General features: G+C 72.6%; 23 protein-coding genes. 13 read left to right on the top strand and 10 right to left on the bottom strand.

The features are described 5' to 3' along the window. Nucleotides 1-21: 21 nt before the first annotated feature. From O1G22_RS30390 to O1G22_RS30380, 3 genes are all read right to left on the bottom strand, one after another. On the bottom strand, nt 22-1,242 hold the full coding sequence (locus tag O1G22_RS30390; protein WP_270084237.1) for a sensor histidine kinase: 1,221 nt from the start codon (nt 1,240-1,242) through the stop codon (nt 22-24). A gap of 176 nt (nt 1,243-1,418) precedes the next feature. Then, entirely contained in the window at nt 1,419-1,697 is a 279-nt protein-coding gene (pspAA, locus tag O1G22_RS30385; protein WP_270084236.1) for a PspA-associated protein PspAA, read from the bottom strand. A 34-nt stretch (nt 1,698-1,731) separates the two neighbouring features. Continuing rightward, complete coding sequence (locus O1G22_RS30380; RefSeq protein ID WP_225096800.1) at nt 1,732-2,523, bottom strand: PspA/IM30 family protein; 792 nt, start codon at nt 2,521-2,523, stop codon at nt 1,732-1,734. 236 nt (nt 2,524-2,759) lie between these two features. On the opposite strand from O1G22_RS30380, the gene O1G22_RS30375 reads away from it, so the two are divergent. The 3 genes from O1G22_RS30375 to O1G22_RS30365 all read left to right on the top strand — a co-directional run bounded on the left by O1G22_RS30375 (nt 2,760) and on the right by O1G22_RS30365 (nt 5,338). Further along, nucleotides 2,760-3,386, top strand: a complete 627-nt coding sequence (locus O1G22_RS30375; protein ID WP_270084235.1) for a DUF3043 domain-containing protein — start codon at nt 2,760-2,762, stop codon at nt 3,384-3,386. An 83-nt stretch (nt 3,387-3,469) separates the two neighbouring features. Next, nucleotides 3,470-4,171 (top strand): class I SAM-dependent methyltransferase, encoded by a 702-nt coding sequence (locus tag O1G22_RS30370; protein WP_225096802.1) that lies wholly within the window; start codon nt 3,470-3,472, stop codon nt 4,169-4,171. 69 nt (nt 4,172-4,240) lie between these two features. Continuing rightward, the gene (locus tag O1G22_RS30365) at nt 4,241-5,338 is read left to right on the top strand and encodes a S1C family serine protease (protein WP_270084234.1); all 1,098 of its coding nucleotides are present in this window, start codon (nt 4,241-4,243) and stop codon (nt 5,336-5,338) included. Between the two features lie 57 nt (nt 5,339-5,395). Here the strand turns inward: O1G22_RS30365 and O1G22_RS30360 are convergent, their stop codons facing one another. Beyond that, nucleotides 5,396-5,614 carry a hypothetical protein gene (locus O1G22_RS30360; RefSeq protein ID WP_225096804.1) on the bottom strand — a complete coding sequence of 73 codons (219 nt, stop codon included), beginning with the start codon at nt 5,612-5,614 and terminating at the stop codon, nt 5,396-5,398. A gap of 80 nt (nt 5,615-5,694) precedes the next feature. Between O1G22_RS30360 and O1G22_RS30355 the strand changes: the two genes are divergently transcribed. After that, nucleotides 5,695-6,897 (top strand): bifunctional adenosylcobinamide kinase/adenosylcobinamide-phosphate guanylyltransferase, encoded by a 1,203-nt coding sequence (locus O1G22_RS30355; RefSeq protein ID WP_270084233.1) that lies wholly within the window; start codon nt 5,695-5,697, stop codon nt 6,895-6,897. A gap of 7 nt (nt 6,898-6,904) precedes the next feature. On the opposite strand, the gene O1G22_RS30350 is transcribed toward O1G22_RS30355, so the two are convergent. Then, a complete protein-coding gene (locus O1G22_RS30350; RefSeq protein WP_270084232.1) occupies nt 6,905-7,729 on the bottom strand; it encodes a class I SAM-dependent methyltransferase in 825 nt (274 codons plus the stop codon). Nucleotides 7,730-7,862: 133 nt separating this feature from the next. Here O1G22_RS30350 and cobT point away from each other — a divergent pair, with 133 nt between their 5' ends. The 3 genes from cobT to O1G22_RS30335 all read left to right on the top strand — a co-directional run bounded on the left by cobT (nt 7,863) and on the right by O1G22_RS30335 (nt 11,735). After that, nucleotides 7,863-8,981: a nicotinate-nucleotide--dimethylbenzimidazole phosphoribosyltransferase gene (gene cobT, locus O1G22_RS30345; RefSeq protein ID WP_270084231.1), complete on the top strand. Its 1,119-nt coding sequence runs from the start codon at nt 7,863-7,865 to the stop codon at nt 8,979-8,981. A 162-nt stretch (nt 8,982-9,143) separates the two neighbouring features. Beyond that, nucleotides 9,144-10,943, top strand: a complete 1,800-nt coding sequence (locus O1G22_RS30340; protein WP_270084230.1) for a phosphatidylglycerol lysyltransferase domain-containing protein — start codon at nt 9,144-9,146, stop codon at nt 10,941-10,943. Nucleotides 10,944-10,967: 24 nt separating this feature from the next. After that, nucleotides 10,968-11,735 (top strand): hypothetical protein, encoded by a 768-nt coding sequence (locus O1G22_RS30335; protein WP_270084229.1) that lies wholly within the window; start codon nt 10,968-10,970, stop codon nt 11,733-11,735. Here the strand turns inward: O1G22_RS30335 and O1G22_RS30330 are convergent. Next, nucleotides 11,672-12,439 carry a hypothetical protein gene (locus tag O1G22_RS30330; protein WP_270084228.1) on the bottom strand — a complete coding sequence of 256 codons (768 nt, stop codon included), beginning with the start codon at nt 12,437-12,439 and terminating at the stop codon, nt 11,672-11,674. The two genes, O1G22_RS30335 and O1G22_RS30330, sit on opposite strands and share 64 nt — an antisense overlap. Before the next feature lie 146 nt (nt 12,440-12,585). Here O1G22_RS30330 and O1G22_RS30325 point away from each other — a divergent pair, with 146 nt between their 5' ends. Together O1G22_RS30325 and O1G22_RS30320 are read left to right on the top strand one after the other, a co-directional pair. Beyond that, nucleotides 12,586-13,413 carry an adenosylcobinamide-GDP ribazoletransferase gene (locus O1G22_RS30325; protein WP_270084227.1) on the top strand — a complete coding sequence of 276 codons (828 nt, stop codon included), beginning with the start codon at nt 12,586-12,588 and terminating at the stop codon, nt 13,411-13,413. A 57-nt stretch (nt 13,414-13,470) separates the two neighbouring features. Then, a complete protein-coding gene (locus tag O1G22_RS30320) occupies nt 13,471-14,076 on the top strand; it encodes an RDD family protein (RefSeq protein WP_270084226.1) in 606 nt (201 codons plus the stop codon). On the opposite strand, the gene O1G22_RS30315 is transcribed toward O1G22_RS30320, so the two are convergent. From O1G22_RS30315 to O1G22_RS30300, 4 genes are all read right to left on the bottom strand, one after another. Beyond that, the gene (locus O1G22_RS30315) at nt 14,031-14,681 is read right to left on the bottom strand and encodes a spherulation-specific family 4 protein (protein WP_270084225.1); all 651 of its coding nucleotides are present in this window, start codon (nt 14,679-14,681) and stop codon (nt 14,031-14,033) included. The genes O1G22_RS30320 and O1G22_RS30315 overlap by 46 nt on opposite strands. Beyond that, nucleotides 14,678-16,147 carry a hypothetical protein gene (locus O1G22_RS30310; protein ID WP_270084224.1) on the bottom strand — a complete coding sequence of 490 codons (1,470 nt, stop codon included), beginning with the start codon at nt 16,145-16,147 and terminating at the stop codon, nt 14,678-14,680. Before O1G22_RS30310 ends, O1G22_RS30315 begins: the two co-directional genes overlap by 4 nt. Beyond that, nucleotides 16,144-17,640, bottom strand: coding sequence for a GT4 family glycosyltransferase PelF (pelF, locus tag O1G22_RS30305; protein ID WP_270084223.1), 1,497 nt, complete (start codon nt 17,638-17,640; stop codon nt 16,144-16,146). Before pelF ends, O1G22_RS30310 begins: the two co-directional genes overlap by 4 nt. A gap of 161 nt (nt 17,641-17,801) precedes the next feature. Beyond that, complete coding sequence (locus O1G22_RS30300; protein WP_270084222.1) at nt 17,802-19,841, bottom strand: hypothetical protein; 2,040 nt, start codon at nt 19,839-19,841, stop codon at nt 17,802-17,804. A 372-nt stretch (nt 19,842-20,213) separates the two neighbouring features. Between O1G22_RS30300 and O1G22_RS30295 the strand changes: the two genes are divergently transcribed. The 4 genes from O1G22_RS30295 to O1G22_RS30280 all read left to right on the top strand — a co-directional run bounded on the left by O1G22_RS30295 (nt 20,214) and on the right by O1G22_RS30280 (nt 26,134). Further along, complete coding sequence (locus O1G22_RS30295; RefSeq protein WP_270084221.1) at nt 20,214-21,752, top strand: leucyl aminopeptidase; 1,539 nt, start codon at nt 20,214-20,216, stop codon at nt 21,750-21,752. Between the two features lie 293 nt (nt 21,753-22,045). Continuing rightward, nucleotides 22,046-23,434, top strand: coding sequence for a dihydrolipoyl dehydrogenase (lpdA, locus tag O1G22_RS30290; protein ID WP_225096814.1), 1,389 nt, complete (start codon nt 22,046-22,048; stop codon nt 23,432-23,434). 61 nt (nt 23,435-23,495) lie between these two features. Next, entirely contained in the window at nt 23,496-25,289 is a 1,794-nt protein-coding gene (gene sucB, locus O1G22_RS30285) for a 2-oxoglutarate dehydrogenase, E2 component, dihydrolipoamide succinyltransferase (RefSeq protein ID WP_270084220.1), read from the top strand. Between the two features lie 221 nt (nt 25,290-25,510). Beyond that, complete coding sequence (locus O1G22_RS30280) at nt 25,511-26,134, top strand: GntR family transcriptional regulator (protein WP_270084219.1); 624 nt, start codon at nt 25,511-25,513, stop codon at nt 26,132-26,134. The last annotated feature ends 244 nt before the right edge of the window (nt 26,135-26,378 follow it).

The following is a 26,378-nucleotide window of genomic DNA, read 5'->3' as shown; positions in this document are numbered from 1 at the left end:
CCCGGTGCCGTCGTACGGCTCTCAGTGCGCGTCATCGCGGGTCTCGGTACGGGTCTTGACGGGCAGGATCGCATGGACGCGGAAGCCGCCGCCGTAGCGGGGTCCGGTGGTGAGGGTGCCGCGGAGGGCGGTGACCCGCTCCCGCATGCCGAGCAGCCCGTGCCCGCCGCCGGTCCCGGGCGCGCTCTCCCCTCCCGGGCCGTCGTCCAGCACGGTGACCTCGATGTTCGGGCCGACCCGTACGACACTGACCTCGGCCTTGGCGCCGGCCCCCGCGTGCTTCTGCACATTGGTCAGCGCCTCCTGGACGATCCGGTAGGCGGCCAGGTCGACGGCGGCGGGCAGATCGGAGTCCGGCCCGGCACGGGCCACCTCCACCGGCAGCCCGGCGCTGCGGAAGGTGCCCGCGAGGTCCTCCAGCCGGCTCAGTCCGGGCGCGGGCTCGGTGGGGGCCTCGGGGTCACCGGACTGGCGCAGCAGACCGACGGTGGCACGCAGTTCGTCCAGCGCGCTGCGGCTGGCCTCGCGGACGTGCGCCAGGGCCTCCTTGGCCTGGTCGGGCCGCTTGTCCATGACGTGCGCGGCCACCCCGGCCTGCACGTTCACCAGGGCGATGTGATGGGCGACGACGTCATGCAGATCGCGGGCGATGCGCAGCCGCTCCTCGGCGACCCGGCGGCGGGCCTCCTCCTCACGGGTGCGTTCGGCTCGCTCGGCCCGCTCCCGGATGGCCTGCACGACCGCGCGCCGGCTGCGTACGGCGTCCCCGGCGGTGGCACCGATACCGGTCCAGGCCAGCACGCCCAGGTTCTCCTGCGCGTACCAGGGCAGCGGGCCGCCGAGCATGGCGGCGGCCGTCAGCACGGTCATGGTGAGCAGGCCGATGCGCAGGGTGGTGGTGCGGTCGGTGGTCGCGGCGACGGTGTACAGGGCGATGACGGCCGCCATCGTGACCGGGGCGCGCGGGTCACTGGTGACGCACTCGACGACGGAGAGGGTGCCGGTGACGGCGAGGACCGGCATGGGGGCGCGGCGCCGGAAGACGAGCGCGGCCGCGGCGAGGAGCATGAGCAGCAGGCTGAGCGGGTCGGGGGTGCGGATGCCCCAGGTGACGCCGTTGGTCCCGCGCGGGGTCACGAAGGATCCCGCGATCATGCACACCAGCACGGCTGCGGCGATGGCGGCGTCCAGGGCCCACGGGTGGGCCTTGAGGCTGCAGCGGGCGCGGTCGAGAGTGCTCACGGGATGAACAGTACGGGGGCTGTGCGGTGCCCTGTGCCCCGAAGGGGCGCGGGGCTGCATCGATATGCGGCTCCGCCGCGATGGGGGTACCTCCCTGCTCGAACGAAGTTGAGAGCTTGGGGGAGCGACAAGCCACGACGGACCCACACCCGGCAACGGCGAGCACCCCGACGGCGCTACCCCGGAATCAGCCCCTCATCCCCGAGCATCGCCCGGACCTGGTCCAGCGACGCGTCCGGCGCTGGAAGGATCAGCTCCGACGGTTCCAGGGAGTCGTCCGGCAGAGGCGTGCCGAGCTCGCGGACGGAGTCGAGGAGGGCGTGGAGGGTGTGGCGGAAGCCCGCCTCGTCGCCGCCCTCCATCTCCTCCAGCAGCTCGTCGTCGAGCTTGTTCAGCTCGGCGAAGTGGGCGTCGGCCAGCTGCCACTGGCCCTCCCCCATGATCCGTACGATCACGTCGGCCTCCTCGGCTCGGCCCCCGGCGCCGGGCTCACTGCTTGTCGAAGCGCGGGGTGTCCTGCGGCTGCTGCTGGGTCTGCCCCTGGCCCGTACCGCCCTCGATGGCCTGCTGCGGGGAGCCTCCGGCCAGCTCGGCCTTCATGCGCTGCAGTTCCAGCTCCACATCCGTACCACCGGAGAGGCGGTCCAGCTCGGCGGCGATGTCGTCCTTGGCCATGCCCGTCGGGTCGTCCAGGGCGCCGGAGGCGAGCAGCTCGTCGATGGCGCCGGCGCGGGCCTGGAGCTGCTGCGTCTTGTCCTCGGCACGCTGGATGGCCAGGCCGACGTCGCCCATCTCCTCGGAGATGCCGGAGAAGGCCTCGCCGATCCGGGTCTGGGCCTGGGCGGCGGTGTAGGTGGCCTTGATGGTCTCCTTCTTCGTACGGAAGGCGTCCACCTTGGCCTGCAGGCGCTGGGCCGCGAGGGTGAGCTTCTCCTCCTCGCCCTGGAGGGTCGCGTGCTGCGTCTCCAGGTCGGTGACCTGCTGCTGGAGCGCGGCGCGGCGGGAGAGCGCCTCGCGGGCCAGGTCCTCGCGGCCGAGCGCGAGCGCCTTGCGGCCCTGGTCCTCCAGCTTGGAGGACTGCTGCTGCAACTGGTTGAGCTGGAGTTCCAGGCGCTTGCGGCTGGTCGCCACGTCGGCGACGCCCCGGCGCACCTTCTGCAGCAGCTCCAGCTGCTTCTGATACGAGTAATCGAGGGTCTCGCGCGGGTCCTCGGCCCGGTCAAGGGCCTTGTTCGCCTTCGCGCGGAAGATCATCCCCATACGCTTCATGACACCGCTCATGGGCTTCGCGCGCCCCCTTCTGACGGACTCCAGCTCACAGATCCTGCGACAGGACCCACAGTACGGGCCCTGACTCCATTACCGCACTGTTCCGGGACCGATGCGCTCATCCCCAAGGACGACTGCGGACCGTACCGCTCCGGCGCAAGGAGTAGGTGATCCCCTGCCGGAACGTCCCCTCTGTCCCCCTACAGACGAACGGTGTTGCCGGATCGTTCCCCGCCTGGCTGGGGTCCATGCGGGTGGAGCGCTTACCCTTGGGTTTTGTGTTCCGTAGCCGTGCCAAGGAAGAGAAGGCCCCCGCCGACAAGGCGCAGGCAGCCGACTCCAAGCAGCCCCGTGACCCGCAGGCCCCGAAGGGCAGGCCCACGCCCAAGCGCAGTGAGGCCCAGTCCCAGCGCCGCAGCGTCGCCAACACGCCGATGACCCGCAAGGACGCCGCGAAGCGTCAGCGCGAGGACCGGCGCCAGGCGCTGGAGCGCCAGCGCCAGGCCCTGGCCACCGGCGACGAGCGGTATCTGCCGGCCCGGGACAAGGGCCCGGTGCGCCGCTTCGCCCGGGACTGGGTGGACTCGCGGTTCAACGTGGCGGAGTTCTTCCTGCCGCTGGCCATCGTGATCCTCGTGCTGAGCGTGGTCCGGGTGGGCGCGATCCAGAGCATCGCGCTGCTGCTGTGGCTGGTCGTGATCGTGCTGATCGTGGTGGACGCGGCGGTCAGCGGCTTCCGCCTGAAGAAGCGCCTCAAGGAGCGCTTCCCCGACCAGAACACCCGGGGCGCGGTCGCCTACGCTCTGATGCGCTCCCTCCAGATGCGCCGGCTCCGGCTGCCGAAGCCGCAGGTCAAGCGCGGAGAGAAGCCCTGAGCGCAGACGCCTTCACCGGGGATGCGGCGGATGCCTGGCTGCGCAAGCTGGGCGGGCTGCGTGATGTCGTACGGCAGGAGCTGGTGGCCCGGCAGCTGGACGAGCAGATAGCCGGGCGGTTCCCGGTCGGGCAGCGGCTGCGGGTGCTCGACGTCGGCATGGGCCAGGGCACGCAGGCGCTGCGGCTGGCCCGGCTCGGCCATCAGGTGACCGGTGTCGAGCAGGACCCGACGATGATCGACGCGGCGCGTACGGCACTGGCCGCGCAGCCGGAGGGCATCCGCGAGCGGGTCCGGCTGGTGCAGGGCGACGGGCGGGACACCGGCGTGCACTTCCTGCCGGGCAGCTTCGACGTGGTGCTGTGCCACGGGGTGCTGATGTACGTCGAGGAGCCCGATCCGCTGGTGGCGGGGCTGGCCCGGATGCTGGCCCCCGGCGGCCTGCTCTCCCTGCTGGTCCGCAACGGCGACGCGCTCGCCATGCGGCCGGGCCTGTCCGGGGACTGGGCGGGCGCGCTGGCGGCGTTCGACACCACCGCGTACCGCAACCGCCTCGGCCTGGACGTGCGGGCCGACCGGCTGGCCACGCTGACCGCGACGCTCGCCGGGATCGGGGCCCCGCTGCACGCCTGGTACGGCGTCCGGGTCCTCTCGGACACGGCCGCGGACGACGCGCCGGTCCCGGACGACGTCGAGACCCTGCTGGCAGCCGAGGAGCGCGCCGGACGCACGGACCCCTACCGCGGGGTGGCGGCGCTGCTGCACCTGTGCGGCGTACGCGGCTGAGCCACGCGCCGGTGCCCGTTCGGGGCAACATCGCGGGCCGGACGATCACCCTCCGGTGAGACTCGGGACATGGACGCTTCCCGTACCCGTGCCCGTACCCGTGTCCTCGGCAGGGCCGTGCCCGCCACCGCGCTGGTGTGCTGCGCGCTCCTGGCCGCCGGGTTCGCCGCCGGCTGCTCGCCGACCGCCACACCGGCCACCCAGGACACCGCGACGGCCGCACGGACGGCCGTGCCGATGGCGGCGACCGACCTGCAGAACCAGTACCAGAAGGTGATCAAGGAGGTGCTGCCGTCGGTCGTGCAGATCCAGGCGAGCCACGAGCTGGGCTCCGGGGTGGTGTACGACGACCGGGGGCACATCGTCACCAACGCGCACGTGGTCGGGCGGGAGAAGACCTTCAAGGTGACGACGGCCAACAACGAGGAGCCGCTCACCGCGACGCTGGTGTACTCCTATCCCGACCAGGACCTGGCCGTGGTCAAGCTGGACAAGGTGCCGTCCGGACTGAAGCCGGCGGCGTTCGGCGACTCCGAGAAGGTGGAGGTCGGCCAGATCGTGCTGGCGATGGGCTCGCCGCTCGGGCTGTCGTCCAGCGTGACGCAGGGCATCGTCTCGGCGGTCGGACGGACCGTCAGCGAGAACAGCACCGGCGGGGGCACGGGCGCGACGATCGCGAACATGGTGCAGACCTCGGCCGCCATCAACCCCGGCAACAGCGGCGGCGCCCTGGTCAACCTGGCCGGGCAGGTCATCGGCATCCCGACGCTCGCCGCCGCCGACCCCTCCCTCGGGGGCAGCGCGGCGCCCGGCATCGGGTTCGCCATCCCGGCGTCGATGGTGAAGACGATCGCGGGTCAGATCGTCAAGGAGGGCAAGGTCACCGACTCGGGGCGGGCCGCGCTCAACATCGCCGGGCGGACGGTCGTGGACGAGAGGTACCAGCCGGCCGGGGTGGCGGTGGTCAGCACCAAGCCCGGCGGCGCGGCCGACAAGGCGGGCCTGCGCGCCGGCGACATCATCACCAAGCTGGGCGACCGGTCCATCACGACCATCACCTCCCTCTCGGTGGCGCTGGCGGCGGACCAGCCGGGCCGGCGGACGACGGTGACGTACCAGAGGAACGGCACCGAGAAGACGGCGGACGTGACGCTGGGCGCCCAGTGAGCGGGGCACGAGGGGTACGACCGTACGGCCGTACCCCCGGGGGGACCGGCCGGCGGTTCAGTCCTCCGCGGCGGCGCGCAGGCTCATCGGCGCGGCGTAGATCTCGGTGCCCTCCTCGAACAGCCGCACCTGGTCGGTGCCGCCCTCCAGCAGCGCCCGCCAGTTCTCGCCGATCCAGGACTCGGCATCCCCCTGCGTGGTGAACTCCTCGGGCTGCACGGCGGGCTGGACCTCCGTCCCGTCGGCCTTCTCGAACCGCCACGTCCATGCCGTCATGTGGGCCTCCTTTGATCCAACACGTGCTGGCAGACTAGCCGGAAGCGCAAGACCTGATCAGACGGGCGAAAATCGATTCCGTGGAAGTGACTCTGCTCGGTACCGGCGCCCCGGCCGGACTGCCCCGCCCCGACTGCCCCTGTGCCGCCTGCGCGACCGCGCTCGGGCCGGACGCGCGGGCGGCGACCGCCGTGCTGGTGGACGGGGCGCTGCTGCTCGATCTGACGCCGGGCGCGGCGTTCGCGGCGGCCCGGGTCGGGCATTCGCTGGGCGGGGTGAGGCAGGTGCTGCTGTCGCATCCGCACGACGGCCCGGCGGTGGAGGTGCCGGCCGGGCTGCCGCAGCCCGGGCGGGTGCCGGACGGGCGGGAGTTGGCGCTGCTGACGGGGCATCGGGTGCGGGCGGTCGCGATGGACGCGGGCGGCACCGGGTACGCGGTGACGGGCCCGGACGGGCAGCGGCTGCTGTATCTGCCGCCGGGCGGGGCGCCGGCGGGTCTGGAGGAGGCGCGGGCGGAGTCGTACCACATGGTCCTCGCGGACGTGGCGGGCCGCCCGGACGCGCTGGCGCGGCTGCGCGCGGTGGGTTCGGTCGGCCCCACGACGGACGTGATCGCCGTCCACCTCGACCACGACGTCCCGCCGGGCCCGGAGTTGCGGCGCCGGCTGGCGGCGGCCGGGGCGCGGGCGGTGCCGGACGGTACGACACTGACGGTCGGGGTGTACGAGGACGTGCCGGACGTGCCGCGCCGCACACTGGTGCTGGGCGGGGCGCGCTCGGGCAAGTCCGTGGAGGCCGAGCGGCGCCTGGAGTCCTTCCCGGACGTGCTGTACGTGGCGACCGGCGGGTCGCGCGGCGGGGACACCGAGTGGGCGGCGCGGGTGGCCGCGCACCGGGAGCGGCGGCCGGGTTCGTGGCGTACGACGGAGACGACGGACCTGATCCCGCTGCTGGGCCAGGACGGGCCGCCGCTGCTGATCGACTGCCTGTCGCTGTGGCTGACGGACGCCATGGACGCCGTGGGGGCGTGGGACGACGCGGAGTGGGCGGACGGCGGCGAGAAGCTGCTGCGGGAGCGGGTGCGGGAACTGACGTCCGCTGTGCGCGCCACCCGGCGGACGGTGGTGGCGGTGTCGAACGAGGTGGGGTCGGGGATCGTCCCGGCGACCGCGTCCGGGCGGCGGTACCGGGATGAACTGGGGCGGCTGAACTCGGCGTTCGGGGCGGAGTGCGAGCAGGTGCTGCTGGTGGTGGCGGGGCAGGCGCTGGTGCTGCGGGGGTGAGCCCCGGTCACGAGGGTTCCGTGGGCTTGCGCGCCACGATTCTGTAGGTGTGCGAGGAGAGCGTCCGGCGGTCGGTCGTGAGGATGTCGCAGCCCTGGTTCTCCAGCTCCGCGCACAGGTTGGCGAGGGGTGGTAGGTGCAGGTGGCGGGGTTGGCGGTAGGGGGGCCAGCGCCGGCCCAGGAGGAGTGCGAACGCGCTTTGGGGATTGGGGAGTTCGAGGAGGAGGTGGCCGCCGGGTCGTAGGGCGGTCAGGGCCGCGCGGAGTTCGGCGCGCGGGTCGGGGATGTGCTCCAGGTGGCGGAACATGCTGACCACGTCGTAGCGGGCGTACAGGTGGGGCAGGATCCAGGGGTTCGTGAGGTCGCCGATGTGGGCTTCCTCGACGCGGCCCGCCAGCCTCGCCTGTTCGACCCTCGGCGTCGGGTCCAGGCCGTCGAAGGACGTGTACGGGAAGACCTCCCGGGCCGCCTCCGGGAAGCCGGCGTGCCCCGTGCCCACGTCCAGCCAGCTCTCCGGCTCGGCCAGCGGCAGCACCGTACGGGCCGCCGCGCGGTGCCGGCGCCGGACCGCCCGGGGGGAGGGATTCCGGGCCGCGCGGAAGTCCCGGTGGTACAGGGCGAGGCCCTCCACCGTGAACCGGGGGTTCTGGAAGGCGTGCCCGCAGTCGCGGCACTCGTCCATGACACAGGTGCCCGGACCGCGCCGGCCGGGCGCGGCGGCCCGCGCCCGGGTGCGCAGGCGCTCGCCGCCGCACCAGGGGCAGTTCTCGCGGCGTGGCTCGTGGTACGGGTCGGCGGCCTGAGGGGTGGTGGTCCGGGGCGAGGTCGGCATGGGCGGCTCCCTGAGCGACATTCCGCTGCAAAACGGAACGTATGGGATACCGATCTTGGGTGCAAAGACGTCGGGCGGGTGTGGTGGCGATGTGACGCGGAAGCACGCGTTCGCCGGCTGTACTGTTCGGCGAATGAGCAGGCTTAATCTGGACGACTTCACCGATCTGATCGAGCGCCCGGACGGGGGCGTGCGCCGTGACGCCGAGGCCCGGCGGGAGCGCCAGATCGTGCCGCCCGGGGCGCTGGGCCGCCTCGACGAGCTGGGCGAGTGGCTGGCCGCCGCGCAGGGCGCCGTACCGGTACGGCCCGTCGAACGGCCCCGCGTGGTCCTCTTCGCCGGTGACCACGGCATCGCCGAGCTGAACGTCTCGGCGCGGCCCGCGGGCAGCGCGGAGCAGCTGGTGCGGGCGGTGCTGGAGGGTGCGAGCCCGGTGTCCGTGCTCGCACGGCGCTTCGAGGTTCCGGTACGAGTCGTGGACATGGCCCTGGACTGCGCACCGGACGCCTTCCCCGAGGACGTCGTACGGCACCGGGTGCGGCGGGGCAGCGGCCGTATCGACATCGAGGACGCGCTCACCCTGGAGGAGGCCGAGGCGGCCCTGCGGGCGGGGATCGCGATCGCCGACGAGGAGGCCGACTCGGGTACCGACCTGGTGGTGCTCGGCGACATCAGCGTGGGCGGGACCACGGCGGCGTCGGTGCTGATCGCCGCGCTGTGCGGGACCGACGCGTCGGTGGTGACCGGGCGGGGCGGGCTCGCGATCGACGACCTGGCGTGGATGCGCAAGTGCGCGGCGATCCGGGACGCGCTGCGGCGGGCGCGGCCGGTGCTCGGTGACCAGACGCAGCTGCTGGCGACCGTGGGCGGGGCGGACCTGGCCGCGATGACCGGGTTCCTGCTGCAGTGCGCGGCGCGGAAGCTGCCGGTGATCCTGGACGGCGTCGTGGCCGCGGCCTGCGCGCTGGTCGGCCAGCGGGTCGCGTTCCGGGCGCCGGACTGGTGGCTGGCCGGGCACGACAGCGGGGAGCCGGGGCAGGCGAAGGCGCTGGACCGGATGGCACTGGAGCCGCTGCTGGAGCAGGGCCTGAGGGTCGGCGAGGGAGCGGGCGCGCTGCTGGCCCTGCCCCTCGTCCGCTCCGCGGCGGCCCTGGCGGCGGAACTCCCCGAGAAGCCGCAGGAGCCGGCCGAGAAGGAGCCGGAGGAGCCCTCGGAGAAGACAGAGGAGTCCTCGGAGGAGACAGAGGAGTAGTCGGGTTTCGGCCGGTTCGGCACCGCCGTGATCCACCGTCCCGGCCGAGTGCCGTCGCGACGGAGAAAGGGAACCGGCGGAAAAGAGGGAACCCTGTGGAGAAAGGGGCGCCCCGGCGGAAAAGTGCGGTTCGTCGGGGCGGCGCCCATATGATCCTGCCCCATGGGAGATGCCCGAATTGCCGTGCCGCCGCAGCAAGCCGAGCCGGGGCGCTTGGACGAGGAGGGGCGGCGGTCGACCGGGGCCTCCCGACGGGCCGCCGCCTTCGCCGTCTGGTATCTGCGGACCGTCGCCTTCATCAACTTCCTGAGCGCGGTCTGGGTCTCGCTCGGCCAGGACGTGCGCCGGCACAACCAGGACGACTACTTCACCCCGTACCTGCTGACGGCCGGCTTCGCCTCGGGCGTGTTCACCGCGTTCCTGGCCATCACCATGCGCCGGCGCAAACGGGCCGCATGGATCCTCAACCTGGTGATGAGCGGGGCCTTCCTCGCCCTGTTCGCGTTCGCGATGGCGTTCCCGGAGATCCGGCGGTACGCGCAGAACTGGATCTCGCTGGGCCTCACCGCCGCCTTCGTCGGCGCGCTGCTCGTGGGCCGGCGGGAGTTCTACGCCAAGGGCGACCGCTCCAACCCCCGGCTCGCCGCGACGGTCGCCGTCGGCGGCGGGGTCGCCGCCTCCCTGCTCGCCGGGCTGGTCATCACCGTCACCAACCAGGCGCCGGACGCGGCCCGTTCGACCTTCCTGGAGCGCTGGCACTACGGCGCCCTGCGCCTGGTGTCGGTCGCCGCCGACGAGAACCGCTTCCCCGGCATCGACCCGCCGAACTGGGCGAACGTCGCCATCAACGTGCTCAGCACGGCCCTGGTCCTGGCGGTCTTCTACGCCGCCTTCCGCAGCCGGCGTGCCGTGGACCCCCTCACCGGGGACGACGAGAAGCGGCTGCGGGCCCTGCTGGAGCGGCACGGCGAGCGGGACTCGCTGGGCTACTTCGCGCTGCGCCGGGAGAAGAGCGTGGTGTGGTCGCCGACCGGGAAGGCCGCCGTCGCCTACCGCGTCGTCGGCGGGGTCTCGCTCGCCTCCGGGGATCCGATCGGGGACCCGGAGGCCTGGCCGGGGGCGATCACCCCGTGGCTGGCCGAGGCGTGGGCGCACGGCTGGATCCCGGCGGTGATGGGGGCGAGCGAGGAGGCGGGGACCGTCTATGCCCGGCACGGGCTCGACGCGCTCGAACTCGGTGACGAGGCGATCGTGGAGGTCGCCGACTTCACCCTGGAGGGCCGGGCCATGCGCACCGTACGGCAGGCCCACAACCGGGTGAAGCGGGCCGGGTACGAGGTGCGGATCCGGCGGCACGCGGAGATCCCGGCCGACGAGATGGCCCAGCTGGTGAAGCGGGCGGACGACTGGCGGGACGGGGCGTCCGAGCGCGGGTTCAGCATGGCGCTCGGCCGGCTCGGGGACCCCGAGGACGGGCAGTGCGTGATGCTGGAGTGCACCGACGCCGAGGGCCGGCCGCGGGCGCTGCTCTCCTTCGTGCCCTGGGGGCCGCACGGGCTGTCCCTGGACCTCATGCGCCGGGACCGGGACTCCGACAACGGGCTGATGGAGTTCATGGTCATCGAGCTGCTGCGGCGGGCCCGCGAGATCGGGATCACTCAGGTGTCACTCAACTTCGCGATGTTCAGGTCGGTCTTCGAACGTGGCGCGCGCCTCGGTGCCGGACCGGTGCTGAGGCTGTGGCGGTCGCTGCTCAGCTTCTTCTCCCGCTGGTGGCAGATCGAGTCGCTGTACCGCGCCAACGCCAAGTACCGGCCCATCTGGGAGCCGCGGTTCCTGCTCTTCGAGAAGAGCGCGGACCTGCTGCGCATCGGCCTCGCCTCGGCCCGCGCGGAAGGCTTCCTGGAGGCGCCGGGACTGCCGAGGTGGCTGCACCGCAGGCACCTCGACACGCACCGATGACCGTACGGGGATGAGGAACACCAGATGAGAACGCTCGCCCGCTGGGCCCGCGCCGAGTGGGGGCTGCTGCACGTCACCGTGCGCGAGGCCACCCTGAAACGGCGCCTGCGGGCGATCCCCATGACGCTCGCGGCGGTGGGTCTGACAGCCCTGCTCCAGTGGGTGCAGAACCAGCCGTGGGGCTTCCAGTTCGTGCAGAACGTGGGCGCGGTACGGGCCGAGGACCACCTGTGGCTGGCCCTGCTGCGCACCCCGCTCTCCCTGTTCGTGCCCGCGCTGGACCTGCCGGTGTGGGGTGCGCTGGTGCAGATCCTGCTGGTGTTCGGAATCGCCGAGATCTGCATCGGCTGGTGGCCGACGCTGGCCATCGCGTACGTCGCCACGCTCGCCGGGACCCTGTACGCGCGCGTGGGCATCTCGCTCGGCACGCACGCCCCCTTCGGCCTGCCCTGGACGGACGCGCAGGTGGTGGACACCGGCCCGTCTGCGGCCGTGGTGGGGCTCGCCGTGTACGTGGCCTGGCGGTACGGCGCCTACACGACGGCGGGTGCGGTGACCATGGCCATGGTGGCCGAGGTGCTGGTCAAGGAGAACCTGGCGGGCAAGGAGCATCTGGCGGCGCTGATGGCCGTGGGGACGCTGTGCCTCGCAGTGGCGGTACGGCACCGGTTCGGGCGCGAGCTGCGACTGCGGCTGCGCCGCGCGTACGGCCACCGGATGCGACGCGGTCAGCGGCGGCCGCCGGGCAGCCGTACCGAGCGGGGGTCGGGCTTGCCGCCGATCCAGTCCTGAAGCGCGCGGCGCGGCCGGGCCCAGCGGCGGTCGTGGCGGTAGGCGCGCAGCGCGGCCTTGGCGCGGGCGCGGGGGCGGCGGCCGTAGAAGCGGCGGGCCCACGGGGAGCCGGGCCGGGCCAGCCGGATCGCGCCGACGAGCGCGACGAGGGGCACGACGATCCCGAACACCGCGGTGCGGGCCTTGCCCTTGCTGAGCGCGACGAGCGAGAAGAGGAAGTTCCCGGCGATGTTGGAGATGACCGTGCCCCGGTCCTGGAGCTCCTGCTGGGACAGGTCGTTGACGCCGAACGGCGCGAACCCGGCCAGCAGCAGCCCGACCAGGGCCGCGGTGAGGACGACGACCTCGACGCTCTTGCGGCCCTCCTCGGTCCAGTAGACGTCGTCCAGGTGCAGGATCAGCGCGAACTCGTCCAGGACCAGCCCGGCGCCCATGCCGAACAGCACGGCGGACACCGCTCCCCCGGCACCGTGCCGGTCACTGGCGACGGCCCCGAACCCGCCGGCAACGGTGAGGACGACCCCGGGCACGACATGGTGGATGTGCAGCCCGCCCGCCCTGACGTTGCGGAACGGTCCCTTGCCGGCCCGGATCAGGCGGGTGATCACCCGGGTGACCAGGAAGGTCAGCACGAAGGCCAGGAGGGCGAGCAGCAGCGGGAGTTTGCCCGGTTCGAGGATGTTCCGTTCCCACCAGTGCCCCATGTGCGCACATTACCTGCATACGCTCAGATTTATTGCGCTCCGTCCCGGCTGAGGTACGGCCGGGGGTCCGGGGGCCCGCGGCGGCAGCCGCTGATGTCACAGCCCCCGGGAGGACACAGCATCCCCGGCAGCGTGAAGGGAGCCTGATGGCAGCCCGATACCCTTCGCCGGTGCTCACGTCCTCGTCGGCTTCCTCGCCCTCGCCCCTCGACGGCCTCCGATTCGCCTTCGGCACCCTCACCGTGCTGCCCGTCCGGGTGCACCGCTGGGACCGCGGGGCCGCGTGCGGCGGGATGCTGGCCGCGCCGGCGGCCGGGCTGGTCGTCGGCGGCTGCGCGGCCGGCCTCGGGCTGCTCCTGCTCCTGCTGGGCGCCGGCCCGCTGCTCGCCGCCGTCGCCTCCGTCGCCGTACCGGCGGCCCTGACCCGCGGCCTGCACCTCGACGGCCTCGCCGACACGGCGGACGGCCTGGGCAGCGGCAAGCCCGCGGAGGACGCCCTGCGGATCATGAAGCAGTCGGACATCGGCCCGTTCGGCGTCATCACCCTCGTGCTGGTGCTGCTGGCCCAGGTCGCCGTGCTGGCGCAGCTCTACGGCGACTCCTGGGCGCGGGGTGCGCCGGCGGCAGTGACCTCTGCCGTGACGGCCCGCCTGGCCCTCACCCTCGCCGCCCGCACCGGCGTACCGGCCGCCCGCCCGGAGGGGCTGGGGGCGGCGGTGGCCGGGGTGGTGCCGGTGCGGGGCGCGGCGGGGGTCGCGGCGGTCTGCGTCCTCGCGGCGGCGGCCGCGGGTACGCCGTTCGGCGCGTACGGCGTCGTCCGCGCCGCGTTCGCCGTGCTGCTGGCCCTGGCCGTCGCCGAGTGGCTGCTGCGCCGCTGTGTACGGCGGTTCGGCGGGGTGACGGGGGATGTCTTCGGGGCGCTGGAGGAGACGGCGGCCACGGCGGCGCTGGTCGTGCTGGCTTTCGGCCACTGACCGCTAAGCTCATCGCCCGTACACGGACAAGACAGGTGTGATCGGGGGAACTCCGTGTTGAGGCTGCGTCGTGCCACGGCCTGGTTCATAGATTTCGCACTGGTGGTGGGCGCCGCCTCGCTGCTCGCCCTCCTCACCTTCCACCGCGTCACCCTGCTCGTCACCGATGTGCCGTCCCTGGCCACGAAGGGCGGCCTGGACCTGGTGACCTCGCGCGGTGACGTCGTCGGCGCCTCCGAGCATCTCGGGCTGTCCCTGTGGGACTCCGTGGTGCTGGACGTGGAGGAGGCCTTCGGGGCGCTCGTGCTCGTCACCTTCCTCTACCAGTGGGCCTGTCTGCGGCTGCTCGGCCGCACCCTCGGCAAGGGCCTGCTCGGCCTGCGGGTCACCCCGCGGCTGTCCCGGCACGCCCTGCGCCGCGCCGCCGTCACCACCGCCGCCGACGTCGCGGTGTACGCGCTGGCCTGCGTGCTGCTGATCGAGGGGCACGTCCTGGCGTCGATGCTGGTGTGGGCGGCCGCGGTGGTGCTGTTCCTGGTCAACGCGCTGCCGGTGGTCTTTCCCGGCCACCGCTCCCTCGCCGACCGGCTGGCCGGCACCTCCGTCCGCGGCGTCTTTCAGCGGGCGGGCTCCAGCCCCCGGGGCGGTGTGCCCCAGGGGTGAGCGCCCGCGCCGGGCACCGCGCAGTGCACGGCGGCGCCCCGCTCCCGCGCCGCACCGGCCACGTCCGCGCCCGGCGGGACGCCGTACACCAGGTGGGCCTGGAGCGCCCCCGCCGGATAGGCGCGGGGCTGCGGCGGTGTGCGGAGGTACGTCGACCAGGGGCCCTCGAAGGTGACCAGGAGGTCGGCGAGCGCCGCGTACGCGGGGTGCGGGGGTGTGCCGTGGTTCAGCGCGAGCCGGTCGTGGCCGAGGATGCGGGCTGTCATCGCCAACCGCTCGTAGAACCCGAACTCCCGTACTCCCGTGCTCACTTGGTCCAGGAAGACGCCCTGGGCGCCGTACCAGGCGCGGTGCCGGCTCAGGTCGCGTACGACGTCCTCGTACGGTCTGCGGGCGTAGCCGGTGTCGACGTAGCCGAGGACGGTGACGCCCGCCGTGCGCAGTCGGGCGGCCAGTTCCGCGAAGGCCGGGTCGGGGCGGTCGCCGGGGCCGCTCGCGGGGTTGAGGACGACGCCGTACAGGCGGGGCGCCGCCGCGAGGATCGCCGCCCATTCGGCGGGGCGGACGGACGGGTGCTCGTAGTACGGGACCAGCAGCGTGTTCATCGGTGAGCCGTCGCCTTTCCGAGCAGGCCGCACACCAGCGCGGACTGGGCCAGAGCCGCCATCGCCGACACGGCGAGGGCGACGGTGTGCGGGCGGCCGGTGTGGGTGAGCAGCGCGAGCGTCTGGGCGAGGGCGGCGGCACCGCACACGGCGGTGGCGCCGAGCACGGCTCCGAAGGACTGCAACAGCAGCCCGGTCCACAGCACCACCCCGAGCGCGAGCAGTCCGGCCGGGTGCGCGGTGGTCGTGGCCAGGGCGAGCGTGAGCAGCGCCGCGAGGTAACCGACGAGGCAGCGGGCCAGGATGCGGGCCGTGGCCCGGCGGAACGCCCGGGAGGTGCCGCTGCCGCGCAGGGCGGCGAGGGCTCCGCTGCGGAAGCGGTACAGGAGGTATTCGGCGGGGCCCATGCTGAGCGTCAGAGCGAGGGCGCTGCGCTGGGCTTCGGCCGGGGGGTCGGTGAGGGTTGCGTAGACGACCAGGGCGCCGGTGGTCAGGCCGAACAGTGCGTAGGGGAGGGAGGAGATCAGTCGGGGACCCTTTGCCGCCGTTCGACTGCGGCGCCGTTGTGGTTGCTCGCTCCCCCAAATTCTCGGCTTCGCTCGAACCCGGGGGGACCCCCATCGCGGCGGTAGCCGCATATCAGACACAGCCCCGCGCCCCTTTGGGGCGCTTGCCGCTGGGGCGACTTCCAAGAGACCCAGGACAGCCACAGCTGTGAGCGACGTCAGCAGCAGGAGCAAGCGTGCGTACATCGGAAGCGGATGGGCCGAGGCCGCCAGCGCGCCCACCGTCATCGGTGCCAGAGCCATCAGCAGTACACGTTCTCTGCCCAGCACCAGCAACGCACTCGACGCGCCCAGGTAACAGGACTGGCCCGCCGCGAAGGCGACCGACGCCGGATGACCGGGGTCCGTTGCCGCGAAGGCGAGGGCTGTGCCCAGGAGCATGCCGGCCGGGGTGCCGAGGAGCAGGCAGTGGCGGGCCGCGGTGGGGTCGGCGAGGCTCAGCCAGGAGTAGGCGCGGTGGGCCAGGCCCTGGTTCCAGGCCCAGCCGCACAGAGCGCCCGCCAGCAGGGTGCGGGTGCCGGACGGGCCGGCGAGGAGGGGGGCGCCGAGGACGTAGGCGAAGCCGGGCAGGGCGAAGACGAGGCCGCGCAGGAGGCAGGCGAGGAGGCTGACCCGCCAGGGGTCGGGGGGCGGGCCGTCCGGTTCGGGGTGGCGGCGCGGGACGCGGTCGTAGAGCTGCTCGGCGAGCGCGAAGGAGTCGGGGACGCCGTAGCGCTCGCGTATCTGGTCGTCGGAGAGGCCGTCGGACTCCAGCAGCGCGGCTATCTCGTCCGGGTGGACGGCGCCGGCAACCGACGCGTCCAGCTCCTGGGCGAGTACGTCGATCGGGTCGGGCCGGGCCCAGGCGGGGCGCGTGCGCTGGTGCGGGACACCGGGGCGCACGCGGGTGCGGTCGCTCATCGGCGGCCCCCGTCCGTGCCGCTCTTCGTGTACCAGGGGTCGCGCAGTTCCGTGGTCCAGTCGGCGACCGTCTCGACGGCGGGCTCGTAGCGGCGGGGGCGGCCGGCGAGTTCCTGGTAGATGGTGCGGAAGTTGTCGACCGAGCGGCGCAGGGTGAAGCGGTCGATGACGCGCTGCCGGGCCGACTCGCCCAGTTTCAGGCGGCGTTCGTCGTCACGGAGGAGGGTCAGGGCGGCGGCGGCCATCTTCTCCGGCTCGCGCGGCGGGACCACGAGACCGGTGTCGCCGACGGCCTCGCGGACTCCGCCGACGTCCGTCGAGACCGTCGTACGGCCGCAGGACATGGCCTCGATGATCGAGAACGGGAAGCCCTCGGAGATGGAGGACAGCAGCACGAGGTGGCCGGCCGCGTAGGCGCGCCAGACCTCGCTGATGCGGCCCTCGAAGGTGAGGCCGTCGGTGACGCCGAGTTCGGCGGCGAGCTTCTCCAGGCGGGTGCGGTAGGCCTCGCCGCCGGGCGGGACCGGGCCGAACAGACGCAGGCGGGTCTCGGGGAGGTCGGCGCGGACCAGGGCGTAGGCGCGCAGCAGGGTCTCCAGGTCCTTGATGGGGTCGATCCGGCCGCACCAGGCGAGGGTGGGGACGTCGGGTTCGGGGCCCGCGTGCGGGAAGGCATGCGGGTCGACGCCGTTGTAGACCGTGCGGATGCGGTCGGCGTCGGCGCCGCCGCGCTCCTCCCAGCGTCGGTTGTACCGGTTGCACGGTGTGATCAGATCGGCCGTGCGGTAGCCGTGCGAATTCAGTTCACGGTAGAAGCCGAGGAGGAACGCCTTCACGGGCCAGCGGTGGCCGTCGGCCCGTTGTCCGAGGTAGCGCTCGCGCAGGTAGATGCCGTGCTCGGTGAGCAGGAACGGCACGCCGTCGAGGTGGTGTGCGGCGAGCGCGGGCAGGGTCGCCAGGCCGCTGCTGACCGCGTGCGCCACCGAGTCCTCCGGGATGCGTACGCCGAGCGGGCGCAGGGCGTGTTCCAGCAGGTCGGTGGCGGTCAGGGCGTCGTGGACCGTGGGCCGGGCCGCCGCCGTCGGCAGGTGCGGCATCGTCCAGATCCACTGCAGCGAGCGGAGCGCGGACTCGGTGCGCAGGGCTGCCGCCAGCCATCCCTCACGGGCGATGACGGCCAGGTCGTACAGCGCCGCGCCGAAGTCGCAGTGGGTATCGGGGGCGAGGAAGGAGAGCAGGAAGCGCTCGTAGGTGTCGGTGAAGCGGCGCCGGGTCCTGCCGTACGGCGGACGGGCCCGGCCGGGGCGCGGGCCCCAGGTGGGCACGGTGGTGTGCCGGCGGACGTTCTCCGGCAGCTCCCAGGTCACGGGTTCGCGTCCGCTGCCGGTGAGGGAGATCACGGTGAAGCCGACCTCGGGCATGCCGTGGATGAGTTGGTGGCACCAGGTGCTGACCCCTCCGGGGATGTGCGGGTAGGTGCCTTCGGTGAGCATGGTTATGTGACGGCCGGTACGGATTGGGTCCCCCTGGGGCGCCTGAGAGCTCGGCTCGTTCCGTTGGTTCGGCGACTGCCGGTCCGTTGTGGCTTGTCGCGCCCACGCGGCGGCAGCCGCATGTCGGACACAGCCCCGCGCCCCTTCGGGGCGCTTCCCCCTTACGGCAGCTTCAAAGTGAGCGACGCCTGCAGCACCCCCGGCATCCCCCACGCCTCGCGCTCCCCCGCGTACGCCGTGCCGAAGGTGTCCGTGCCGACCAGGAGTTGTTGCCGCGTGCCCTCCGGTGCCGTCACCGGGATGCGGGTGCCGGGTGGGGCCGTGATCGTCACCGTGGTGCCGATGCGGTAGGCGGTCACCTTGCCGTTGTCCAGGGCCGACTGCCAGCCGGCGCGGTTGTGCAGCTCGGTGCCGATCGCGCTCTCACGGAGGTTGACGATCGGGGTGTTGTCGGCGAACAGGGCCTGGTAGTCGGCGAGTACGCGGTCCAGGACCGGGTACAGGATGCGGTCCTCGGCCAGGTTGGACTGGTGGGCGTAGTGCGGACGCGGGTCGTTGCTCAGCACGTGGCCGAGGTCGGTGTGGGCCTCGGTGGGGACGATGTGGCCGGTGTAGCCGGTGGCCGTGTCCAGCGGCTGGGGCAGGCAGGTCGAGGTCGGGTTGTTCTCGCACAGCCCGCTGCCGCCGTCCGCCTTGGACGTGTAGATCCAGTTGTACTCGTCGGCCATCTCCGCTCTGGTGCCGACGTTGTAGTACACGTTCATCGGGTAGCGGGGCACGGTGAGCGTGCTGCCGCCGGTGACGGTGCGCTGCTCGGACTCGCGGGAGTTGTCCGAGGCGGTCCACTGCACGCCGTTGGCGGTCAGGGCGGGGGCGAGGTTCGGGTTGTCCTGGGGCTGCTGCGGGAGGGTCTTCAGGCCGGAGTGCTCGCCGGTCACCAGCTCGCTGCGGTCGAGCGAAAGTCCGTGCTTGACGGCCCAGTTGACGTTGTTCGCGATCTCCGCCGAGATGGCGGAGCGGCTCACCCACTGCGTCGTACCGTCGGCGTTCTTCGCGCACGACCACGGCACGGTCGTCGTGTCCTGCACACAGCCGAGGAACAGGTGCGTGTAGGTGTGGTTGATCCAGCGGTACCTGGCCCTGTCCGCGAGCAGCTGGTCGGTCAGCGTGTCCGTGCCGCCGTTCTCGCTCTTCCACTCCTCCCCCGCACCCGCGTTGAAGACCATGTCCAGGGTGAAGCCGTGGCTCTGCTCCCAGGAGGCCGCGTACTGGGCGTCGGCCGCCGTCATCCGGATCGGCGTGGTCGTGTCCGTGCCGCCGCTGCCGCAGTCGATGTCGCCCGGCGTGCAGTTGCGCCCGGTGTCCCAGCGGGCGTCCGGGGCGAAGACGTCGTCCACGTGGACGGCGAAGTAGTTGCGGGCCTGCCCGAGGTGGACGCCCTGGGTCAGCCACTCGACCATGCCCCGGGCCAGCACCCGGAACTGCTGCTGGTACTGGTTGTAGGCGAACGTCACCACCAGTTCGCGGCGGCCGTCGTGGGCGTACTCGCCGAGCAGGCTGCCGGTGCCGGTGCCGCCGGGCACGGGCATGTCGACGTAACTCGTGAAGCCGGTGCGGGGATGCGCGAGATAGCCGTAACTCTCCTGCACCGAGGGCGAGTTGTCCTCGAAGGTGAAGGAGCCCCGCAGATAGCCGAAGGGGCCCGCCCGGCCGGCGTCGGTGACATCGGCGGTGCGGCCGTCCAGGGTGCCCGCGTAGCCGCCCGCGTCGGTGTAGTCGAGGCCGACCTCGGGATGCGCCCAGGTGTACGCGTCCACCTGAGGGATCCCGTACGTCTTCTCGTACGTCTCCAGCGCCGTCTGCTCGGCCGAGCCCGCGCCGAACGGGGCCTCGTCCGGCAGGACCACGCCCTGGAACTTCGCCCGGGGCCGGCCGTCGACGGTGTCGGCGAGGAAGGCGGCGGTGACGGCGGGACGGTTCGGGTCGGCCAGGTCGACGGTGGTGTACGGGACGCCCTCGCTCTTCAGCTGGGCGGTGATCGCGCCGACCGGCCCCGCGCCGTCGTCGACGACCAGGACCCGCAGGTCGATGCGTGGATCGGTGGCCGCCGACGCGCCCGGCGCGGTGAGCCCCAGCGTGAGCAGTCCGGCGGCCGTGGCGGTGGCGCCGGCCGCTCTCCAGCGGCGCGGGCGATGAGTCATGACAGGTTCCTCCCCCCAGAGGCCTCCGCGCCGGGCCCGTGGCGGGACGCGGAGGAGCAGCGAGAAAGCGAAGAGAAGCGCGAGACATGCGCTGCCGGTGCGGCCCGATGGCCCACCGGAACGCGATGAGTGTGGCTCAGGTCACCGGTGCTCAGGGGGCGGAAGTGACCATGACGCCACGGACAGGTGAACGCCCGTAGGAATGAGCGAACGCCCGCACGCGCGTAGGCTCGTCCCGGGTGTTCGCCGACAGGGTGAAGGCCCCGGTGGCCACCTGTCCCAGGGCGTGGACCTAGGGTCGGCTCTCGGGCCCGGTCGACCCACCCCATATCGGCCACAGCAACTTCACATCGGAAGCGAGATTTCACCACCGTGACTGCTCTGACTCTCAGCACCGCCGCGGCGCCCGGCCTGCGGGCCGACGCGATCGTGATCGGTGTCGCCAAGGGCGCCAAGGGCCCTGTCGTAGCGCCGGGCGCCGAGGCCGTGGACAAGGCGTACGACGGCCGGCTGGCCGGCGTCCTGGAGACTCTCGGCGCCTCGGGTGCCGAGGGCGAGCTGACGAAGCTGCCGGCCCCGGCCGGCTTCAAGGCCCCGCTCGTGGTGGCGGTCGGCCTGGGCGCCCGGCCCGGCGAGGGCGACACCGACGGTGGCTACGACGCCGAGGCGCTGCGCAGGGCCGCCGGCGTGGCCGCGCGGGCGCTCAGCGGGTCCAAGAAGGCCGCGTTCGCGCTGCCCGTCGACGGCCCGGGTGCCGTCGGCGCGATCGCCGAGGGCGTGCTGCTCGGCGCGTACGCCTTCGACGTCTACAAGGAGGCCGGGAACGGCTCCGCCAAGGCCAGGAACGGCAAGGCGCCGCTGGCCGAGGCCGCGCTGCTCGGCGGCAAGCCGCGCGACGCCGCCCACAAGGGCGCCCTCGCCCGCGCCGTCGCGGTCTCCGAGGAGCTGAACCGCGCCCGCGACCTGATCAACACCCCGCCGAACGACCTGACCCCCGCCGCCTTCGCCGAGCTCGCGCAGACGGCGGGCAAGGAGCACGGCCTGAAGATTCAGGTGCTCGACGACAAGGCCCTGGTCAAGGGCGGCTACGGCGGCATCCTCGGCGTCGGCAGCGGCTCGGCCGCGACGCCGCGCCTCGTGAAGCTGTCGTACAAGCACCCGAAGGCGACCAAGCACCTGGCCTTCGTCGGCAAGGGCATCACCTACGACTCGGGCGGCATCTCGCTGAAGCCGGCCGGGCACAACGAGACGATGAAGTGCGACATGAGCGGTGCGGCCGCCGTGTTCGCCGCCGTCGTCGCGGCCGCGCGCCTCGGCCTGGAGGTCAACCTCACCGGCTGGCTGGCGCTGGCCGAGAACATGCCCTCCGGCTCCGCGGTGCGCCCGGGTGACGTGCTGCACATGTACAGCGGCAAGACCGTCGAGGTGCTCAACACCGACGCCGAGGGCCGGCTGGTGCTCGCCGACGCGCTGTGGGCGGCCTCGCAGGAGAAGCCCGACGCGATCGTGGACGTCGCCACGCTGACCGGCGCGATGGTGCTGGCGCTGGGCCACCGGACGTTCGGGGTCATGGCCAACGACGACGCGTTCCGCTCCGCGGTGTACGACGCGGCGGAGGAGGTCGGCGAGCCGGCCTGGCCGATGCCGCTGCCGGAGCACCTGCGCAAGGGTATGGACTCGACCGTGGCCGACATCGCGAACATGGGTGAGCGGATGGGCGGCGGCCTGGTCGCCGGTCTCTTCCTGCGCGAGTTCGTGGGCGAGGGGATCACCTGGGCGCACCTCGACATCGCCGGCCCGGCGTTCAACGAGGGGGGTCCGTTCGGGTACACGCCCAAGGGAGGCACGGGTTCCGGTGTGCGGACGCTGGTGCGGCTGGCGGAGCTGACCGCTGCGGGTGACCTGGGCTGATGTTCGCCTGCTAACTCGGGTCGCGATGTCGTATTGCGGCTCCGCCGCGTGGGGGCTGGTCCCGCCCGCGCGGCGGAGCCGCATGTCGAATACGACCCCGCGCCCCTTCGGGCGCTTGAACGTGGGGCGTCTCACACCCCGGCCCGGCGTCTCGATCTCGTCCGACAAGTGCAAAGATGGAGCCCGGCAGGACAGGGCCCCCACCGAAGGGCCGAAGCATCAAGCGGCCGGACACCAGCCGCCCGCCGGTCACAGGAGATCGGCGTAAGGCGCACATGCATGGAGGACGTGACGTGGCGAACGACGCCAGCACCGTTTTCGACCTAGTGATCCTCGGCGGTGGTAGCGGTGGTTACGCCGCGGCCCTGCGCGGGGCGCAGCTGGGCCTGGACGTCGCCCTGATCGAGAAGGACAAGGTCGGCGGTACCTGCCTGCACCGGGGTTGCATCCCCACCAAGGCCCTGCTCCACGCGGGCGAGATCGCCGACCAGGCTCGCGAGAGCGCGCAGTTCGGCGTCAAGGCCACCTTCGAGGGCATCGACGTCCCGGCCGTCCACAAGTACAAGGACGGCGTCATCGCCGGCCTGTACAAGGGTCTGCAGGGTCTGATCGCGTCCCGCAAGGTGACGTACATCGAGGGTGAGGGCCGGCTGTCCTCCCCCACCTCCGTCGATGTCAACGGCCAGCGCATCCAGGGCCGCCACGTCCTGCTGGCGACCGGCTCCGTGCCGAAGTCGCTGCCGGGCCTGGAGATCGACGGCAACCGCATCATCTCCTCCGACCACGCCCTCGTCCTGGACCGCGTGCCGCAGTCCGCGATCATCCTGGGCGGCGGTGTCATCGGCGTCGAGTTCGCCTCGGCGTGGAAGTCCTTCGGTGCGGACGTCACGGTCATCGAGGGCCTGAAGCACCTCGTCCCGGTCGAGGACGAGAACTCTTCGAAGCTTCTTGAGCGCGCGTTCCGCAAGCGCGGCATCAAGTTCAACCTGGGCACCTTCTTCCAGAAGGCCGAGTACACCCAGGACGGTGTGAAGGTCACCCTCGCCGACGGCAAGGAGTTCGAGGCCGAGGTCCTCCTCGTCGCCGTCGGCCGCGGCCCGGTCTCGCAGGGCCTGGGCTACGAGGAGCAGGGCGTCGCCATGGACCGTGGCTACGTCCTGGTCGACGAGTACATGCGCACCAACGTCCCGACCATCTCCGCCGTCGGTGACCTGGTCCCCACGCTCCAGCTCGCGCACGTCGGCTTCGCCGAGGGCATCCTGGTGGCGGAGCGTCTGGCCGGTCTGAAGGTCGTTCCGATCGACTACGACGGTGTCCCGCGGGTGACGTACTGCCACCCGGAGGTCGCCTCCGTCGGTATCACCGAGGCCAAGGCCAAGGAGATCTACGGCGCGGACAAGGTCGTCGCTCTGAAGTACAACCTGGCGGGCAACGGCAAGAGCAAGATCCTCAACACCGCGGGCGAGATCAAGCTCGTCCAGGTGAAGGACGGTGCCGTGGTCGGCGTCCACATGGTCGGCGACCGCATGGGTGAGCAGGTCGGCGAGGCCCAGCTGATCTACAACTGGGAGGCGCTGCCGGCCGAGGTCGCCCAGCTCATCCACGCCCACCCGACGCAGAACGAGGCGATGGGCGAGGCGCACCTGGCGCTCGCCGGCAAGCCCCTGCACTCCCACGACTGAGCCTTCGGTCAACGGGCGCGACGACACAGACTTCCGCAATTCGTAAGGAGCAACCGAAACCATGGCGGTTTCCGTAACCCTTCCGGCGCTCGGTGAGAGCGTCACCGAGGGCACTGTCACCCGCTGGCTGAAGGCCGAGGGCGAGCGCGTCGAGGCCGACGAGCCGCTGCTGGAGGTGTCGACCGACAAGGTCGACACCGAGATCCCCTCGCCCGTCTCCGGTGTGCTGTCCTCCATCAAGGTCGCCGAGGACGAGACCGTCGAGGTCGGCGCCGAGCTGGCCGTCATCGACGACGGCACCGGCGCCTCCGCGGCCGCCCCGGCCCCCGCCGCCGCCGAGGCCCCGGCCCCGGCCGCCCAGCCCGCCGCGGCTCCGGCCCCGGTCGCCGAGGCCCCCGCGGCTCCGGCTCCGGCCGCCGCCCCGGCCGCCCCGGCCGGTGGCGCCACCGGCACGGACGTGGTCCTGCCCGCGCTCGGTGAGTCCGTCACCGAGGGCACCGTCACCCGCTGGCTGAAGGCGGTCGGCGACTCCGTCGAGGCCGACGAGCCGCTGCTTGAGGTCTCCACGGACAAGGTCGACACCGAGATCCCGGCGCCCGCCTCCGGCGTGCTGCTGGAGATCGTGGTGAACGAGGACGAGACCGCCGAGGTCGGCGCCAAGCTCGCCGTCATCGGTGCCCCGGGTGCCGCCCCGGCCGCCGCTCCGGCTCCGGCCGCTCCGGCGCCGGCGCCCGCCGCCGCTGCCCCGGCCGCCCCGGCCCCGGCTCCGGCTCCGGCTGCCCCCGCGGCTCCGGCTGCCCCGGCCCCGGCGCCCGCCCCGGTCGCCGCCGCTCCGGCTCCGGCCCCCGCGCCGGCTCCGGCCCCGGTCACCCCGGCCACCGCGCCGACCTCCCCGACCGCCGTCCAGGCGACGGACGAGGGCGCGTACGTCACCCCGCTGGTGCGCAAGCTCGCCGCCGAGAACGGCGTCGACCTGTCCGCCGTCAAGGGCACCGGCGTCGGCGGCCGTATCCGCAAGCAGGACGTCATCGCCGCCGCCGAGGCCGCGAAGGCCGCCGCCGCCGCTCCGGCTCCGGCCGCCGCTGCTCCGGCTGTCGCCGCCGCCAAGAAGGCGCCGGTCCTGGAGGTCTCCCCCCTCCGTGGTCAGACCGTCAAGATGCCCCGCATCCGCAAGGTCATCGGCGACAACATGGTCAAGGCGCTGCACGAGCAGGCCCAGCTGTCGTCGGTCGTCGAGGTCGACGTCACCCGCCTGATGCGCCTGCGCGCCCAGGCCAAGGACTCCTTCGCCGCGCGCGAGGGCGTCAAGCTCTCCCCGATGCCGTTCTTCGTGAAGGCGGCGGCCCAGGCGCTGAAGGCCCACCCGGTCATCAACGCCAAGATCAACGAGGCCGAGGGCACGATCACCTACTTCGACTCCGAGAACATCGGGATCGCGGTGGACTCCGAGAAGGGCCTGATGACCCCGGTCATCAAGCACGCCGGCGACCTCAACATCGCGGGCATCGCCAAGGCCACGGCGGAGCTGGCGGGCAAGGTCCGCGCCAACAAGATCACCCCGGACGAGCTGTCCGGCGCGACCTTCACCATCTCCAACACCGGTTCGCGCGGTGCGCTCTTCGACACGATCATCGTGCCGCCGGGCCAGGTCGCGATCCTCGGCATCGGTGCCACGGTCAAGCGTCCGGCCGTCATCGAGACCGAGGAGGGCACGGTCATCGGCGTCCGCGACATGACCTACCTGACCCTCTCCTACGACCACCGCCTGGTCGACGGCGCCGACGCGGCCCGTTACCTGACGGCGGTCAAGGCGATCCTGGAGGCGGGCGAGTTCGAGGTCGAACTCGGTCTCTGACAGGGCTGAGGATCTCAACGACGTAGAGCTGGGCCTCTGACCCTCCCCACTCGGGCAGTACGGCACCCCGTCCGGAGCTTCTTCCGGGCGGGGTGTCGTGTTTGTCGGCACACGGTGCGTGTAAGGCTCGTCTCACCTGCGCAAAAGCACCCCCACACGCCCCACCCCCGGAGCGAACCCGCCGTATTGTCTAAACGTCAGCCCTCCCTAAGGAGCCCCTCATGACCGCGCCCGTCGTCCACTCGCTGCGCGAACAGATCCGCGAGCACATCGTGGAGGGGATCGTCAGCGGGCGCTGGCAGCCGGGCGAGCGCATCGTGGAGCGCCGGATCGCCACCGAGCTGGAGGTCAGCCAGACCCCGGTCCGTGAGGCCCTGCGCGAGCTGGAGTCGCTCCGGCTGATCGAGTCGGCGCCGAACAAGGGCGTCCGGGTGCGGAACCTGAGCGCGGCCGACCTGGAGGAGAGCTACCCGGTGCGCGCCGGGCTCGAAGCCATCGCCGCCGAGCTGGCCGCCGACCGCCTCGCCGAGGACTGCTCGGCCCTGGAGCCGCACGTCCTGGCCCTGTACGAGGCGGACCGCGAGGCCGACGGCACGGCCCAGGTCCGGCACACGGTCGGCTTCCACCGCGAACTGGTCCGCGCGGCGCACAACTCGGTGCTGCTGCACACCTGGGAGGGCCTCGGCATCGAGGTCTTCACGGCACTGTCCATCCGCTGGCTGGGCACGGTGCAGCAGTCGTACGCCGAGGAGCACGAGGAGCTCGTTCAGGCGTTCAAGCGCCGGGATCCGCGGATCGCGGAGCTGGTGAAGTCGCACGTCCTCGGCTGCGCCCCGCGGCCGTGAGCGTCCCTGGCACGCCGTAGCACCAGCGAGCAGAGTCATGCTCAAACGTGGCTCGACCTGCGAAAACACGCCTCAGGACCGACACTCGGTGCCCTGATCGAAGGCACCGGGTGCCGACTTTTTCGCAATCGAGAAGTTTTGCCCCTCAACCCTTTGATCGATCATCGATCAGGGAGTTACAGTCGCCGACGGACTTCCACCGAAGTTCACGCCCTGTCCTGCCAAAGACCTAGGGCACCCCCGA

It is taken from the genome of Streptomyces camelliae (genome assembly GCF_027625935.1).
GTDB classification, from domain to species: domain Bacteria; phylum Actinomycetota; class Actinomycetes; order Streptomycetales; family Streptomycetaceae; genus Streptomyces; species Streptomyces camelliae.
Note: the sequence above shows the minus strand (reverse complement) of the source record. Positions and strands in the feature narration are given on the sequence as shown.